The sequence below is a fragment of the Pseudomonas sp. GL_135 genome (assembly GCF_057834665.1).
In genome coordinates this window covers 3,260,117-3,274,509 of sequence record NZ_CM174408.1, presented here as the reverse complement: position 1 = coordinate 3,274,509, position 14,393 = coordinate 3,260,117, and the positions used below count along the sequence as shown (strand labels likewise).

The window sequence follows — 14,393 nt, the reverse complement described above, 5'->3', positions numbered from 1 at the left end:
GTAATGAATTATTACGAAGTGCTCAAGGAATTGTCCTACAGAGCTTCATCTCTGAGCCGACATCACGAGCAACTGCTCTCTTCAGAGCGGAGTCTTGGGAAGGGACAAGGCATGACCGTGAGAAACATGAATATCGCACCCCGGGCCGCCCTCGGTTTCGGCGTGCTGGCCTTACTGGTGTTCGGTCTTGGCGCCTTTGCATTGATGCAGATGTCCAGCATGCGCAAGGAGTCTGACCAGGTCGAGAGCAAGTGGCTGCCCAGCGTCATGGAGCTTGGCACCATGGGCCAGGACCTCATGCGGATTCGCACCCTCACGTTGCGTCTGATGCTCAACCGCAGTCCAGAGGCTCTTCGCGAGAACACAGCCAAGCTCGATCAGCTCAAGGCAGGCCTGCAAACCACGCAGCAAAACTACGCGGCTCTGATCGGCTCGCCCCGCGAGCGTGAGCTGTACGAAAGCTTCTCCAGTGCGCAACAGGCTTATTTCCAGCGCCAGAACCGGGTCATGGAGCTCTCCGCTGCCAATCAGGTGGAGGGCGCAATGCAACTGGTCAATGGCGAGATGAACCAGTTCGCCGACAAGATGACCCTCGCCCTGACCGAGCTGACGGCGTTGAACAAGGAGGGCGCAGGACAGGCGAGTCATCTGGCGCGGGCGGTCTTCTCGAATGCGTTCGGCTGGGTCGTGGGCATGATGCTGTTGACGGCGTTGATTACGCTACTGCTGGCGTGGGGATTGACCCGCAGCATCGTCAGGCCGATCACCCAGGCGCTGGGCATTGCTCAGGTGGTGGCGGCGGGTGATCTTACCGCCGACATCGTCGTGCAGGGCCGTGATGAACCGGCCCGATTGCTGGAAGCGCTCAAGTCCATGCAGCAGAGTTTGCGCAGCACGATCATGCGCATCGCCGATTCGTCGAACCAGTTGGCGTCGGCGTCAGAGGAATTGAGTACCGTCACTGAAGACGCGACGCGCGGCCTTCACCAGCAGAGCCTGGAGATCGATCAGGCGGCAACGGCGGTCAATCAGATGACCGCCGCTGTCGAGGAAGTGGCGCGCAATGCGGTGGCCACCTCAGAGGCGTCCGGGGAGTCTGACCGGATTGCGCAGCACGGTCGTCAGCAGGTTCAGCAGACCGTGGCGTCCATTGCCCATCTGGCCGAAGACGTGACCGACGCCGGCGAGCAGGTACAGACCCTTGCGCAGAAGGTGTATGGCATCAGCAAGGTGCTGGACGTGATTCGCTCGGTTGCCGAGCAGACCAATCTGCTGGCGTTGAACGCAGCCATTGAAGCCGCGCGGGCAGGGGAGGCGGGACGCGGCTTTGCGGTGGTGGCGGATGAGGTTCGAGCTTTGGCCCATCGGACGCAGTCGTCAACCCTGGAAATCGAACAACTGGTGGGCGACATCCGTCAGGGCACCGATCACGCCGTGGCCGCCATGCAAGGCAGCAACAGCCGCGCCCAGACCACGCTGGAGCTGGCACAGTCCGCCGGGGTCGCGCTGGACGACATCGCTGCTGCCATTACGCTGATCACCGAACGCAACACGGTCATCGCCAGCGCCTCCGAGGAGCAGGCGCAGGTCGCGCGTGAGGTGGATCGTAATCTCACGAACATCCGCGACATCTCCCTACAGAGTTCGGCGGGGGCCAATCAGACCAGCGCCGCCAGCCACGAACTGTCGCGACTGGCGACAGACCTGAATGGCATGGTTGCAGCGTTTTCTGTGTGACCCCGGACGCCGTTCCACGGAATGCATGCGGTGCTTCTGTGGGACCGGCTTCAGCCGGGAAAAGGCAGGTTTGACCGCCATCAATCCCAATGAATGCACACGGTGCTTTTGTGGGACCGGCTTCAGCCGGGAAGGGACCGGTTTGGCCGCCATCAATCCCAATGAATGCACGCGGTGCTTTTGTAGGACCGGCTTCAGCCGGGAAGAGGCCGCTGTGGTCGTCATCAATTTTGCGGCGTGACGCCTGACGCCTTCCCGGCTGAAGCCGGTCCTACAACAATCGGGTCCGGGCCAATGCATTTACTTCGCCCACAAAAAAGGCGCCCCGAGGGGCGCCTTTTTTCTGCAACTGACTGGATTACTTACCAGTCCAGCGCTTCATCACCAGCGTGGCGTTAGTACCGCCGAAGCCGAAGCTGTTGCTCATCACCAGATTCAGCTCGGTGTTTTCGCGGGTCTTGGTCAGAATCGGCATGTCGGCAACGGCGGGGTCCAGCTCGTCGATGTTCGCCGAACCCGCCATGAAGTTGCCTTCCATCATCAGCATGCAGTAAATCGCTTCGTGAACGCCGGCGGCGCCCAGGGAGTGACCCGACAGGCTCTTGGTGGAGCTGATCGCTGGCGCCTTGTCACCGAACACTTCACGCACGCCTTCCATTTCCTTGACGTCGCCGACCGGAGTCGAGGTGCCGTGGGTGTTCAGGTAGTCGATGGTGCCGTCTACGGTGGACAGCGCCTGCTGCATGCAGCGGATGGCGCCTTCGCCGCTCGGCGCGACCATGTCATAACCGTCGGAAGTTGCGCCGTAGCCAACCAGTTCGGCGTAGATCTTCGCGCCACGGGCCAGAGCATGTTCCAGCTCCTCGACTACCACCATGCCGCCGCCGCCAGCGATGACGAAACCGTCACGGTCGGCGTCGTAGGCACGGGAAGCCTGTTCCGGCGTGTCGTTGCGCTTGCTGGACAGCGCGCCCATCGCATCGAACAGGAACGACTGGCTCCAGTGCTCCTCTTCACCACCGCCGGCAAACACGATGTCCTGCTTGCCCATCTGGATCTGTTCCATGGCGGTACCGATGCAGTGAGCACTGGTGGCGCAGGCAGAAGCGATGGAATAGTTCAGGCCCTTGATCTTGAATGGCGTCGCCAGGCACGCTGAAACAGTACTGCTCATGGTGCGGGTGACGTAGTACGGAAGAACCTTCTTGATGCCTTTCTCGCGCAGAATGTCCAGCGCTTCCATCTGGTTCAGGGTCGACGCACCGCCAGAGCCGGCAATCAGACCGGTGCGCGGGTTGGAGACCTGCTCTTCGGTCAGCCCGGAGTCTTCCACGGCGCTCTTCATGGCCACGTAAGCATAAGCTGCCGCCTGACCGACGAAGCGCAGGGTCTTGCGGTCGACCAGTTCCTTGAGCGGCAGATTTGGATCGATAGAGCCCGAGACCTGACTGCGCAGACCCATTTCGGCGTATTCCGGATTGAAACGGATGCCAGGGCGACTTGCACGCAAGTTGGCGGAGACGGTGTCTTTGTCATTGCCCAAGCAGGAAACAATGCCCAGACCAGTGATAACGACGCGGCGCATGCGAATACCCTTAGAAATTGTCAGTGGAAGTGAAGACGCCGACACGCAGGCCTTCAGCGGTGTAGATTTCGCGGCCGTCCACGCTGACCGAACCATCGGCAATCGCCAGGTTCAGCTTGCCTTTGAGGACGCGCTTGATTTGGATGTTATAGGTGACCTTGCTGGCGGTCGGCAGTACCTGACCGAAGAATTTCACTTCGCCCGAGCCCAGTGCGCGACCGCGGCCCGGCAGGCCTTGCCAGCCCAGAAAGAAGCCGACCAGTTGCCACATGGCATCGAGTCCCAGGCAACCTGGCATCACCGGGTCACCTTCGAAGTGACAGGCGAAGAACCACAGGTCCGGGTTGATATCGAGTTCGGCGACCAATTCACCCTTTCCGTACTTGCCGCCTTCTTCGCTGATATGAGTGATGCGATCAACCATCAGCATGTTGGGGGCGGGCAATTGCGCGTTACCTGGGCCGAACAGCTCGCCGCGACTGCAGCGCAGCAGATCTTCCCGGGTAAAGGCGTTTTGTTTGGTCATGCGAGCTCCTCGATAATCCTGTGCGGCAGGGTGTGGCGTTACTTACCCAATCTGGCCAGCGGGAAATCCCTCGGCTGGCAGCCTACTCATAGACTATTGCGTTGTAGTGAAAGTCACAGCACGGGTGAAATGAATGTACACCTGTGCACTGAAATATTTCGTCCGCGCGTTGGCGTGGGTCAAATCTGCGCACAAGACTGCCGCAATTTATCATTTACCGCCAGTCGCAGATGGCTTAATGGTCAGCCATCGCTGCAAAACCTGCTGTAAATCAGTACGTTTGAACGGCTTGGCCAGGTAATCGTTCATTCCGGCTTGCAGACAAATATCCCGGTCGCCGTGCTGGGCATTGGCGGTCAGGGCAATAATGGGCAACGTCGCCAGCCCCGGCAACAGCCGGATTCGGCGTGTCGCTTCGTAGCCGTCCATGACCGGCAGTCGGCAGTCCATCAGAATCAGCGCGAAGCTTTCCCGACTGGCCATGCTCACTGCTTCAACACCATCCGCCGCCACACTCACCTGCAGGCCCAGACTGCGCAGCATTGCGTCGACCACCGTGCGGTTCACCGGGTTGTCTTCGACCAGCAGCACGCAGGCGTCGCGGCTCTGGGGCAGCTCACCGACGGCGCCGGGCGCAGGCTCGATCACCGGCTGCTGAACCCGCTGCAGCGGGATTTGCAGCTGGAACACCGAGCCGAGTCCTTCGCTGCTCTGCGCCTGGAGCGACCCGCCCATGCGTTCGGCCAGATTGCGCGCGATGGGCAGTCCCAGCCCGGTGCCGCCGTAGCGCCGGGAGATGGAGTTGTCCGCTTGCTGAAATGCATCGAACATTGACTCCAGCAGATCCGGGGAAATGCCGATGCCGCTGTCGCGGACTGCACAGGTAAACAGGACGTGCTGCGGGTCGGGGCAGGTGAAACCCGCTTCGACGCGCACGCTGCCAAACTCGGTGAATTTCAGCGCATTGCCGATCAGGTTGACCAGAATCTGCCGGATTCGCGTCGGGTCGCCCTTGACCTGCAAGGTCTCTATCGAAGGCGGCGTATCCAGTTCCAGTGCCAGACCGCGCTGTTGGGCGTTGTGGGCAAACGCCTGAACCGAGGTGCTGATGAGGTCGGCGAGATTGAATGAAATGCTCTCCAGTTCCAGCGCATCGCGTTCGAAACGTGAGAAATCGAGGATGTCGTTGATGACCCGCAGCAGATGCTCGGTGGATTCCATGGCCAGCGCAGCGTATTCCGCTTGCTCGTCGGTCATCCTGGTGGTTTCCATTAACTGCAGCATGCCCAGCACGCCATTCATGGGCGTGCGCAGCTCGTGGCTCATCATTGCCAGAAATTCGGACTTCGCGTTGTTGGCGCGTTCGGCTTCTTCGCGGGTGCGGATGAGTTCGTCCATCGCCTGCTTCTGCTCGCGGCTCGCCTTTTCCAGCCCCAGGGCCAGATTGTTGATGTGCCGCGCCAGATCGCCCAGCTCGGCATCATCCGCAACCGGCAGCGGCGCTGAATAGTCACCGTGCTGGATGGCCTTCACCGCTGCGCTCATGGCACTGATCGGCTGGGACAGGCTTAGCGACAAGCGCCTCGCCAACATGTAGGTGAACAGAAGGGCGAACATCGCCAGCACACCGGCCTTCAGCAATATTTCCTGTTCTCGCTGGTTGAACGCATCACTGGACATGCCCACCAGCACCCGGCCCAGGTAACCTTCGACCGGCACGCTGGGATCGTCATCGGCACGTGCCGTATCGGCGTTTTCGATTAGCCGGGAGGACCTGTCAGGCTGTAGGCGAATCGGTGCCTGAAACACTTCCATCTGCCGCGAACGCCCCTGCTCCTCGGCAGGCTCGACATGCACCAGCACCACACCAGCGCTGTTGCGAACCTCGAGAAAACGCACGTGGGGCGTGTTCATCGTGGCCTTCATGAGGTTTTCCAGAACGGCATTGTTGCCGACGATGACGCCATATTCCGACGCGGGGGCCAGTTGGTTGGCGATGAGCTGCCCGGTGTGATTGAGCTCCTGTCGCAGGTCCTGAATGCGCACCACAGTAAAGAAGCTGATCAGCAGCAAAGTCAGCAACAGGGCCGGGCCCAGGCTGAGGATCTGCGTCCGGGTGCTGATGTTCCAGCCGCGCTGAGCTGTCACGAGGCGGTTCCGGCTGTCAGGGCCCGGAGGGTTTGCCGATGTTCAGGCATGGCGAAGCCTGACGGGGCACGGGAGGTGGACGCTTGGTGTCATGTGACGAATCTCTTCGGGAGCGACCTGACGATAGCTCATCGGCGCCGTTGAGGAATTTTCATTTCGGGTGCGCATCTTAACTGAGCTGTGGGCATTTTCCTCGGCAAGAGTGGGGGATCGGCTATAAGTTCGTGGGGGCAACGTTTGCCGCTGGCCGCGAGCCTGACGCTCCGTATAATGCCCGCATCGCCAGATGTGATGGCCCTGAATGGATTGTTTTATGACCCAGCAGCAACCAATAGCGGTCCTTGGCGGCGGCAGCTTCGGGACCGCAGTGGCCAATCTGTTGGCCGGCAACGGTCATCGGGTGACGCAGTGGATGCGCGATCCGGAGCAGGCCGAGGCGATCCGCGTCAATCGCGAGAACCCGCGCTACCTCAAGGGCATCAAGGTGCTCGAAGGCGTCGAGCCGGTCACTGATCTGCACGCTACCTTGCAGGGCAGTCAACTGGTCTTCGTCGCGCTGCCGTCCAGTGCGCTGCGTGGCGTATTGACGCCGCATGTCGATCTGCTCACCGGCAAGATGCTGGTCAGCCTGACCAAGGGCATCGAGGCCGACACCTTCAAGCTCATGAGCGAGATCCTTCAGGACATCGCACCTGCCGCGCGAATCGGCGTGCTGTCCGGCCCCAACCTGGCCCGCGAAATCGCCGAACATGCCCTGACCGCCACGGTCGTCGCCAGTGAAGATGAAGGCCTGTGTCAACAGGTTCAGGCCGCGCTGCACGGCCGCACCTTCCGCGTGTACGCCAGCGCTGACCGTTTTGGCGTGGAGCTGGGCGGCGCGCTGAAAAACGTCTACGCCATCATCGCCGGCATGGCAGTGGCGCTGAACATGGGCGAGAACACCAAGAGCATGCTGATTACTCGGGCGCTGGCGGAAATGACCCGTTTTGCGGTCAGTCAGGGTGCCAATCCGATGACCTTCCTCGGGCTGGCCGGGGTCGGCGATCTGATCGTCACCTGTTCCTCGCCGAAGAGCCGCAATTACCAGGTCGGTTTCGCCCTGGGCCAGGGCCTGAGCCTGGACGAAGCGGTTACCCGGCTGGGCGAGGTCGCGGAGGGCGTCAATACGCTCAAGGTGCTCAAGACCAAGGCGCAGGAACTGCAGGTTTACATGCCGCTGGTGGCCGGGCTTCACGCGATTCTGTTCGAGGGCCGTACGCTGGAGCAGGTCATCGAGCTGTTGATGCGCGCCGAGCCCAAGACCGACGTCGATTTCATCTCAACCAGTGGTTTCAACTGATCTTCACACGGAGAAGCTCTTGAACGAATCAAAACTCAAGCAACACGAACCAATCCTGCTGCGCATCCTGTGGATGGTGCTGTTTGTGCTGGTCTGGCAGGTGGCGGAGGTCGTGCTGGGCGTGGCGGTCCTGGTGCAGCTGGTTTACCGCCTGTTCAACGGCGCGCCGAGCCTCAGCGTGATGTCGTTCGGTGACAGCCTGAGTCAGTACCTGGCGCAGATCGGCCGCTTTGGCACCTTCCACACCGATCAGAAACCGTGGCCTTTTGCCGATTGGCCAACGCCGCGTGCACCGGAGGGCGAGGCGCCGCATGTTGTGGTTGATAAGCCGCAACCCGCGCCTTCTGCTCCGCAATCCGCTGCAGCCACGCCGCCACCGGCGCCTGTTACCCCGCAGCCGGTGCCTGCTGCGACGCCACCGGTTTCCGAAACCACATCACCGGTCTTCGAAGCGCCGTCGGTGGTTGCCGACACGTCGCACGGGGTTGCCGACGTACCGCCCTCTGCGCCGGTTACGCCGCCGTCCACGCCGGGTGAGGAGCCGAAACCGTGAAGGTCTGGATTCTGCGCCACGGCGAGGCGAAACCTCAGGCGCGTATGGACGCCGAGCGCGAGCTGACCGCCAAGGGCCGCGAAGAGGTCTTGCGCAGTGCCGCTCACCTCATGGGTCAGCCGTTGCAGCGGATCTTTGCCAGCCCGTATGTGCGTGCCCAGCAGACCGCCGAACTGGTCCGTCAGGCCCTCGGGTTCACCGATGCCATCGTGACCGTGCCGTGGCTGACGCCGGACGGCAATCCGCACAAGGTGCTGGAGCAGCTGGATGCGTACAGTGCAGAGAATGTCTTGCTGGTCAGTCATCAACCTTTGGTGGGCACGTTGATCGGGCTGGCGGTGCATGGCTCTTTGCAGCAAGCGCAACCGATGCACACCGCCAGTCTTGCTTATCTTGAGGCAGATCTGCCCCTTGCCGGCGCGATGCAACTGGTGGATGTTCGGCACGTTGAATGATTAAGCGGCGAGCGTTACTGCGTTCCCGGCTGTGGTGTGAGATGCAGTGCAAACCCTCAAATAACAAGGAAGAACCATGAGTGTATGGCGTAGCCCTCCAGACCTTGATGCGCTTAATGCGAAGCAGAAGAACACCATCGGTGAGGTGCTGGATATTCGATTTGAAGCCGTCGACGATCAGTCGCTGACGGCGAGTATGGCGGTGGATGAGCGAACTCATCAGCCCTATGGTTTGTTGCATGGCGGCGCCTCGGTGGTGCTGGCGGAGACGGTGGGTTCTACGGCCAGCTATCTGGTGATCGATACTGACCGGTTTTTTTGTGTAGGGATCGAGGTCAACGCGAACCATTTGCGCGGGGTGCGCAGTGGGCGGGTGACAGCGGTGGCGCACCCGGTGCACATCGGGCGTACGACCCATGTCTGGGATATCCGGCTGACGACGGAGGATGGCAAGGCGTGTTGTATTTCCCGGTTGACAGTGGCGGTGGTGCCCCATGGAGAGCAGCCGCCCGGTCGCTGAGCGAAGATCAAGAGCGTCTGCCTGGGGGCAGACTGTTTCGCCTTCGGCGAGTTACTTGGAAAAGCACCCCCCTCTCTGTTTTAAAGAGCAGCCAAGGGTGCCTGCTCCTGGTCGGGCCCGACTTCGTCGGGTTCCTTCACTCCGGTCTCGGTCCGTGGGCCCGCGCCGAACGGACATCCATGTCCTGACGGCGCTCTCGCCGCATCCCTGCGGCTCGGCCCACTCCGCAAAACCTGCGTTCAGCCTGCACCCAAGTCGCGAATGGCGTCGTCTGGGCGTTATGTGTGTGAAGATCAAGATCAAGAGCTTCCCGGCTGAAGCCGGTCCCACTGACGGCACGCGGTGTGCTTTTTAGTGGGACCGGCTTTAGCCGGGAAGAGGTCAGCCAAGGCGCCGACAGTTTTGCTGATCGGACCCCTCCCTTTGGGCGCGAGCTTGCCCGCGAATGCTGTAGCTGTGCCTCTTGATATTCGTACATAAAAAATTCGGACGACGACAGTCGCGACTTGGTCCCGCGAAGCGTCGTTGAGTGGGGGAACCCGACGTAGAAGGGGCCAGATAGGGAGCACGCACTTTGGTCGCCTTTAGCCTGATTGGGTGGCTTGAACATCCATCCTTACTGCTGCGTGATGGAGTTCATCACCTTGAGACAAACGTCAGAAAGTTAAGTTGGCCTTTATGGTCAAGACCTCGGCCGGCAGGGTCGGCCGAGGTCTTGAGGATGTCAGCTGAAGTTAGCCAGCAACCGGAGAGCGCCAGTCATCGGAACCCGAGGTGCCACACACTTCATGGGTCCAGGTGATTTTACGATAGGTGAACTCTACGTCTTCCAGATGAGTGAAGTGCGAGTTCGACGGGTCTTGGCAGTTATGCATGTAGTCTTTGATGTCGACGATAATCGCGTCTTCAAGTTTGGTGGTGTAGTAATGCTCCTGTGTACCCGCTGCGGAAGTGCGATACCACTGGATGGTAATTTCGGTCAGACGTTCGCCCGATGTCAAAGCTGCCAGTAACAGGGGTGAAGACTTGTCGAACACCTTGGTGATCTTGACCGGCTTGTGCACACGCTGACCGGTTGGCTGGCCGGATTGCGGGTCGCGGGGAATGATCATCTCATGCTGGAACCCTTGCACCATGACCTGGTCTTCGTGACCTTCCTGGTAAGTGTTGCCGACCGAGTCAGCAGTAAAGGCGCCTGCGGTGATCAGACCCTGCTTGGTGCCCGTGATGGACATATATGCTGGTGTCGCCATGGAGATGCTCCTTGCCTCATAAATAGAAATACCCGAGAGCCTATTCGCTCTGGGTGTATGAGGTATTCCAAACTTCGTGCCAATTTCAGAAATACTATATAAATCATATGCTTGCTGTGAAATTTAATGGTCAGGTCGTCATGAAGCCAGGCTAGCAGCTGTAATGTGCGCAAGAAGTTGCGCAGTAGTGCGCAACTTCTTGCGCACTCGCAGCAAAGGCCCGTCCGACAAGGCCGGGGGAGCATTATTTGCCGTTTCATGAGATCGAGAGTGCGCAACTTATTGCGCATAATGGCTGGATGCTATTCCGCAATTGCTGTGGCGCCAAGACCTTTTGAAGTTCAGCAGCCTTCGTTAGGTGCTGTGTGTGGCAGCGTGAAACTCTCTTTGACTACTCTTATATCTAGCTTTACGCGTTAGTGATCAGGAAACCGGATCGCTGGAACTCAACAGATAACTGTGAAGTCTGTGGAAATTTCCTACAGAGCATATGGAATTATCGCGTTCATGGATGGCTTGATAGTGATAAACACGCTGAGTATTATCTGCGGCCTCAGAAGGGTAGACGTTTTGTTACATATCAACCCGGCAGCAGTTTCTAAAATAATTCCGTTACATCAGCAGCTTTATTCGCTGCATTGACGGGGTTTTATATCGAAGATTATGCATGTCCTATTCAAGCCAGCTCTCCGCTCATTATCTTGAAGTCGCTCACGCCCCTATTTCCGTCGGAAGCTTTGCGGGCGAAGACGTTCGATTTTCAAATGAATACGAAGCGCTGGAAAGCGAGCTGAATAAAGCTCAATCCATGCATGTACAAGGTCAGCTCGACTGGCTGAAAGTGCGCGATCAATGTGAAAACCTGCTCCGCAACCTGTCCAAAGATCTGCGCGTTGGGGCATGGCTTGCCTGGGCCTTATATCAGCGTGAGTCGTTTCATGGGCTGTTGGCAGGACTTGAACTTCTTCACTATCTTTGCGTGCATCATTGGGCCGAAGTCCATCCCGCCAAAGCCCGCACGCGTTCCGCAGCCATGGGTTGGCTGATTCCCCGTATTGAACAAGTGCTCAACGACATCGTTTCGGTCGATGAGCAATCACTGCTATTCAGTCGCCTCGTTGAAATTCTTGAAGACCTTGATGCGGTATTTACACAGCACATGGGCGATGACGCGCCCTTGCTCCTGCCGATCTCCCGCCGCTTGAAGAACATGGCCCAGCGGGCGACCGACAACCTGCCGAACGCCGGGGCAGGGGCCGTTGGCGTGGCTGTACAGCAGGTCACGCAGGCTGCTACCCAGTTATTCGCCCCATCGGCAGTGATCAGCGATGAGAGAGACGCGCACAAGTCCCTGCGTCTCCAGCAGGAGAGCGCGCGTGCGTTGTGTGCCTGGTGGCTTAGTCAGAAACCTTGCGACCTGCGCGCGTTGCGCCTCAATCGCACAATGCTGTGGTTACCAATCGAGACGCTGCCCGAGCGCAACTCAGAGCAAATCACTGCGCTTCGTGGACTTCCTGCAGACAAGCTCAAGGGCTATCAGGACAAATTTGATCAGGGCAGCTACGCCGATTTGCTCCTTGAGCTGGAGGCGAGCCTGGCAAAGGCGCCATTCTGGTTCGATGGCCAGCGAATGGCCTGGGAGTGCCTGCAGGGGATAAGCGCTGAGACAGCAATGCGCGAGGTAGAACTTCACCTTGCGCTGTTGATTCAACGATTGCCAGGTGTGGTCGAGCTGCGTTTTCACGACGGCGTCCCTTTTGCGGATCAGGCAACCCGGGCCTGGATCACCGCTAGCGTCATGCCTCGCCTGCAGGCCGCCAGCGCGCCCCGCAAAGTAGAAATGGCCGACACGCAACCTGCCTGGGAGTTTGCCCTGGAAAACGCGTCGTCGGTGTTGCGCAAGGATGGCCTCAGAGCGGGGGTGCAATTTCTCAAGCAAGGCATGCACAGCGCCCAAGGCGGTCGCGCACGATTTTTCTGGCACTTAGCTCTTGCCCGGCTGTGTTTCACCGCCAGGAAATACGAACTCGCCAAGACCCAACTCGAAACCCTCGACCAAACCCTGCAGGACTCAGGCATCGATGCCTGGGAGCCTGAGCTTGCGCTGGAAGTGATGCATCTCTTGCACAGCTGTTTCGAGTTGCTGCCTCAGGATCACGGAGCCCGGCAGCGCAAGGAAGAGGTGTATCGCAGGCTGTGCCACCTCGACCTCGAAGTCTTACTTGAATAGGCCTCAGAGCCTTAATTAACAGGAGAACGGCCATGGCCAAAGAAGGATCGGTAGCGCCCAAAGAACGCATCAATGTCACGTTCAAGCCCGCGACGGGTGGTGCGCAGGAAGAGATCGAGCTGCCGCTGAAGCTGCTCGCCATCGGTGATTACACCCTGCGTAAAGACGAGCGAAAAGTCGAAGAGCGCAAGCCCATCAGCATCGACAAGATGACGTTTGACGAGGTGCTGGCCAAGCAGGCCCTGAGCCTCACGCTGAGCGTGCCGAACCGTCTTCAAGACGATGAAGGCAATGAAGAAATGGCGGTGCAACTGCACGTCAAGTCGATGAAGGACTTCAATCCCGCCTCGCTGGTGGACCAGGTACCCGAACTGAAAAAACTCATGGAACTGCGCGACGCCCTTGTGGCGCTCAAAGGACCGCTGGGTAACGCGCCCGCTTTTCGCAAAGCCATCGAAAGCGTCCTCGCCGATGACGAGTCCCGCGGTCGCGTGCTCGGCGAGCTGGGTTTGAATGCCGCCGCCCAGGACACCTGAGTCCATCCGCCAAGGAGCCAATATCATGAGTACCACACCATCGCAGCAGCAGAGCAAAGCGTCCGGCGAGCTCAGCATTCTCGACAGCATCATCGCCGAAACCCGTCTGCCTCGAGATGAGGATGCCTATGGCATCGCCAAGCGCGGCGTGTCCGCGTTTATCGAAGAGCTGCTCAAACCGCAAAACGTGGGTGAGCCGGTCAAGAAGGCTATGGTTGACCGCATGATTGCCGAGATCGACGCCAAGCTCGGCCGCCAGATGGATGAGATTCTGCACCACCCGGCCTTTCAGTCTCTGGAGTCGTCCTGGCGTGGACTCCAGTTGCTGGTCGAGCGGACCGACTTCCGCGAGAACATCAAGATCGAAATTCTCAACGTATCCAAAGAGGACTTGCTGGAAGATTTCGAAGATTCGCCCGAAGTCATGCAGGCCGGGCTCTACAAACATATCTACACCGCCGAGTACGGTCAGTTCGGTGGGCAGCCGGTAGGGGCGATCATTGCCAACTACTTCATGTCCCCGAGCTCGCCAGACGTGAAGCTGATGCAGTACGTCTCCAGCGTTGCCTGTATGTCTCATGCGCCGTTCATTGCCGCTGCGGGCCCCAGGTTCTTTGGCCTGGAAAGCTTCACGGGCCTGCCAGACCTGAAAGATCTGAAGGATCACTTCGAAGGCCCGCAGTTCGCCAAATGGCAGAGTTTCCGCCAGTCGGAAGACGCCCGTTACGTTGGCCTGACGGTGCCGCGTTTCCTGCTGCGCAATCCGTACGACCCGGAAGAGAACCCGGTCAAGTCGTTCGTCTACAAGGAAACCGTTGCCAACAGCCATGAGCACTATCTGTGGGGCAACACGGCGTACGCTTTCGGTACCAAGCTGACCGACAGCTTCGCCAAGTTCCGCTGGTGCCCGAACATCATCGGCCCGCAGAGCGGCGGCGCGGTCGAAGACCTGCCTCTGCACCACTTCGAAAGCATGGGTGAAATCGAAACCAAGATCCCTACCGAAGTATTGGTGAGCGATCGTCGTGAATACGAGTTGGCGGAGGAGGGATTCATTTCGCTCACCATGCGCAAGGGCTCAGACAATGCGGCGTTCTTCTCCGCCAGCTCGGTACAAAAGCCGAAGTTTTTTGGCACGAGCGCAGAAGGCAAGGCGGCGGAGCTGAACTACAAGCTCGGCACACAGCTGCCGTACATGATGATCGTTAACCGTCTTGCTCACTACTTGAAAGTCCTGCAACGCGAGCAGCTAGGTTCGTGGAAAGAACGCACCGACCTCGAACTGGAATTGAACAAGTGGATTCGCCAGTACGTCGCAGACCAGGAAAACCCGAGCGCGGAAGTCCGTGGTCGTCGTCCGCTGCGTGCCGCGCAGATCATCGTCAGTGATGTGGAGGGCGAGCCCGGCTGGTACCGCGTCAGCCTGAACGTGCGCCCGCACTTCAAGTACATGGGCGCCGATTTCACCCTGTCGCTGGTGGGCAAGCTGGACAAAGAGTGAAGGGATTCAA

The 14,393-nt window shown here is 59.3% G+C and carries 10 protein-coding genes and 4 pseudogenes; 9 read left to right on the top strand and 5 right to left on the bottom strand.

All coding sequences use genetic code 11. The features are described 5' to 3' along the window. Window positions 1-3 precede the first annotated feature (3 nt). Window positions 4-879: pseudogene (locus AC3ISG_RS14455) on the top strand (MCP four helix bundle domain-containing protein); the annotation flags it as partial. Then, window positions 874-1,737, top strand: coding sequence for a methyl-accepting chemotaxis protein (locus tag AC3ISG_RS14450; RefSeq protein WP_485618255.1), 864 nt, complete (start codon window positions 874-876; stop codon window positions 1,735-1,737). The pseudogene AC3ISG_RS14455 and the gene AC3ISG_RS14450, both read left to right, overlap by 6 nt. Window positions 1,738-2,095: 358 nt before the next feature. Here the strand turns inward: AC3ISG_RS14450 and fabB are convergent, their stop codons facing one another. The 4 genes and pseudogenes from fabB to AC3ISG_RS14430 all read right to left on the bottom strand — a co-directional run. Next, a complete protein-coding gene (gene fabB / locus AC3ISG_RS14445; RefSeq protein ID WP_122538419.1) occupies window positions 2,096-3,322 on the bottom strand; it encodes a beta-ketoacyl-ACP synthase I in 1,227 nt (408 codons plus the stop codon). A 10-nt stretch (window positions 3,323-3,332) separates the two neighbouring features. Then, window positions 3,333-3,848: a 3-hydroxyacyl-[acyl-carrier-protein] dehydratase FabA gene (gene fabA, locus AC3ISG_RS14440; RefSeq protein ID WP_122538421.1), complete on the bottom strand. Its 516-nt coding sequence runs from the start codon at window positions 3,846-3,848 to the stop codon at window positions 3,333-3,335. A gap of 210 nt (window positions 3,849-4,058) precedes the next feature. Next, window positions 4,059-5,558 (bottom strand): annotated as a pseudogene (locus tag AC3ISG_RS14435) (response regulator); the annotation flags it as partial. A gap of 68 nt (window positions 5,559-5,626) precedes the next feature. After that, window positions 5,627-5,996, bottom strand: a pseudogene (locus AC3ISG_RS14430) (hybrid sensor histidine kinase/response regulator); the annotation flags it as partial. Between the two features lie 313 nt (window positions 5,997-6,309). Here AC3ISG_RS14430 and AC3ISG_RS14425 point away from each other — a divergent pair. The 4 genes and pseudogenes from AC3ISG_RS14425 (at window position 6,310) to AC3ISG_RS14410 (ending at window position 8,863) form a co-directional block, all read left to right on the top strand. Beyond that, window positions 6,310-7,335: an NAD(P)H-dependent glycerol-3-phosphate dehydrogenase gene (locus tag AC3ISG_RS14425; protein ID WP_489297273.1), complete on the top strand. Its 1,026-nt coding sequence runs from the start codon at window positions 6,310-6,312 to the stop codon at window positions 7,333-7,335. Between the two features lie 19 nt (window positions 7,336-7,354). Next, window positions 7,355-7,675: pseudogene (locus tag AC3ISG_RS14420) on the top strand (DUF4389 domain-containing protein); the annotation flags it as partial. Between the two features lie 209 nt (window positions 7,676-7,884). Then, window positions 7,885-8,343 carry a phosphohistidine phosphatase SixA gene (sixA, locus tag AC3ISG_RS14415; RefSeq protein ID WP_489297272.1) on the top strand — a complete coding sequence of 153 codons (459 nt, stop codon included), beginning with the start codon at window positions 7,885-7,887 and terminating at the stop codon, window positions 8,341-8,343. A gap of 76 nt (window positions 8,344-8,419) precedes the next feature. Beyond that, the gene (locus AC3ISG_RS14410; RefSeq protein ID WP_122538429.1) at window positions 8,420-8,863 is read left to right on the top strand and encodes a hotdog fold thioesterase; all 444 of its coding nucleotides are present in this window, start codon (window positions 8,420-8,422) and stop codon (window positions 8,861-8,863) included. 734 nt (window positions 8,864-9,597) lie between these two features. Here the strand turns inward: AC3ISG_RS14410 and AC3ISG_RS14405 are convergent. Next, window positions 9,598-10,116, bottom strand: coding sequence for an Hcp family type VI secretion system effector (locus AC3ISG_RS14405; RefSeq protein ID WP_122534661.1), 519 nt, complete (start codon window positions 10,114-10,116; stop codon window positions 9,598-9,600). A 667-nt stretch (window positions 10,117-10,783) separates the two neighbouring features. On the opposite strand from AC3ISG_RS14405, the gene tssA reads away from it, so the two are divergent. From tssA to tssC, 3 genes are read left to right on the top strand one after another with little or no spacing between them, the layout of a single operon-like run. Further along, a complete protein-coding gene (gene tssA / locus AC3ISG_RS14400) occupies window positions 10,784-12,346 on the top strand; it encodes a type VI secretion system protein TssA (RefSeq protein ID WP_489297271.1) in 1,563 nt (520 codons plus the stop codon). 32 nt (window positions 12,347-12,378) lie between these two features. Next, the gene (tssB, locus tag AC3ISG_RS14395) at window positions 12,379-12,882 is read left to right on the top strand and encodes a type VI secretion system contractile sheath small subunit (RefSeq protein ID WP_489297270.1); all 504 of its coding nucleotides are present in this window, start codon (window positions 12,379-12,381) and stop codon (window positions 12,880-12,882) included. A 25-nt stretch (window positions 12,883-12,907) separates the two neighbouring features. Then, entirely contained in the window at window positions 12,908-14,383 is a 1,476-nt protein-coding gene (gene tssC, locus AC3ISG_RS14390; protein WP_122623831.1) for a type VI secretion system contractile sheath large subunit, read from the top strand. Window positions 14,384-14,393 lie beyond the last annotated feature (10 nt).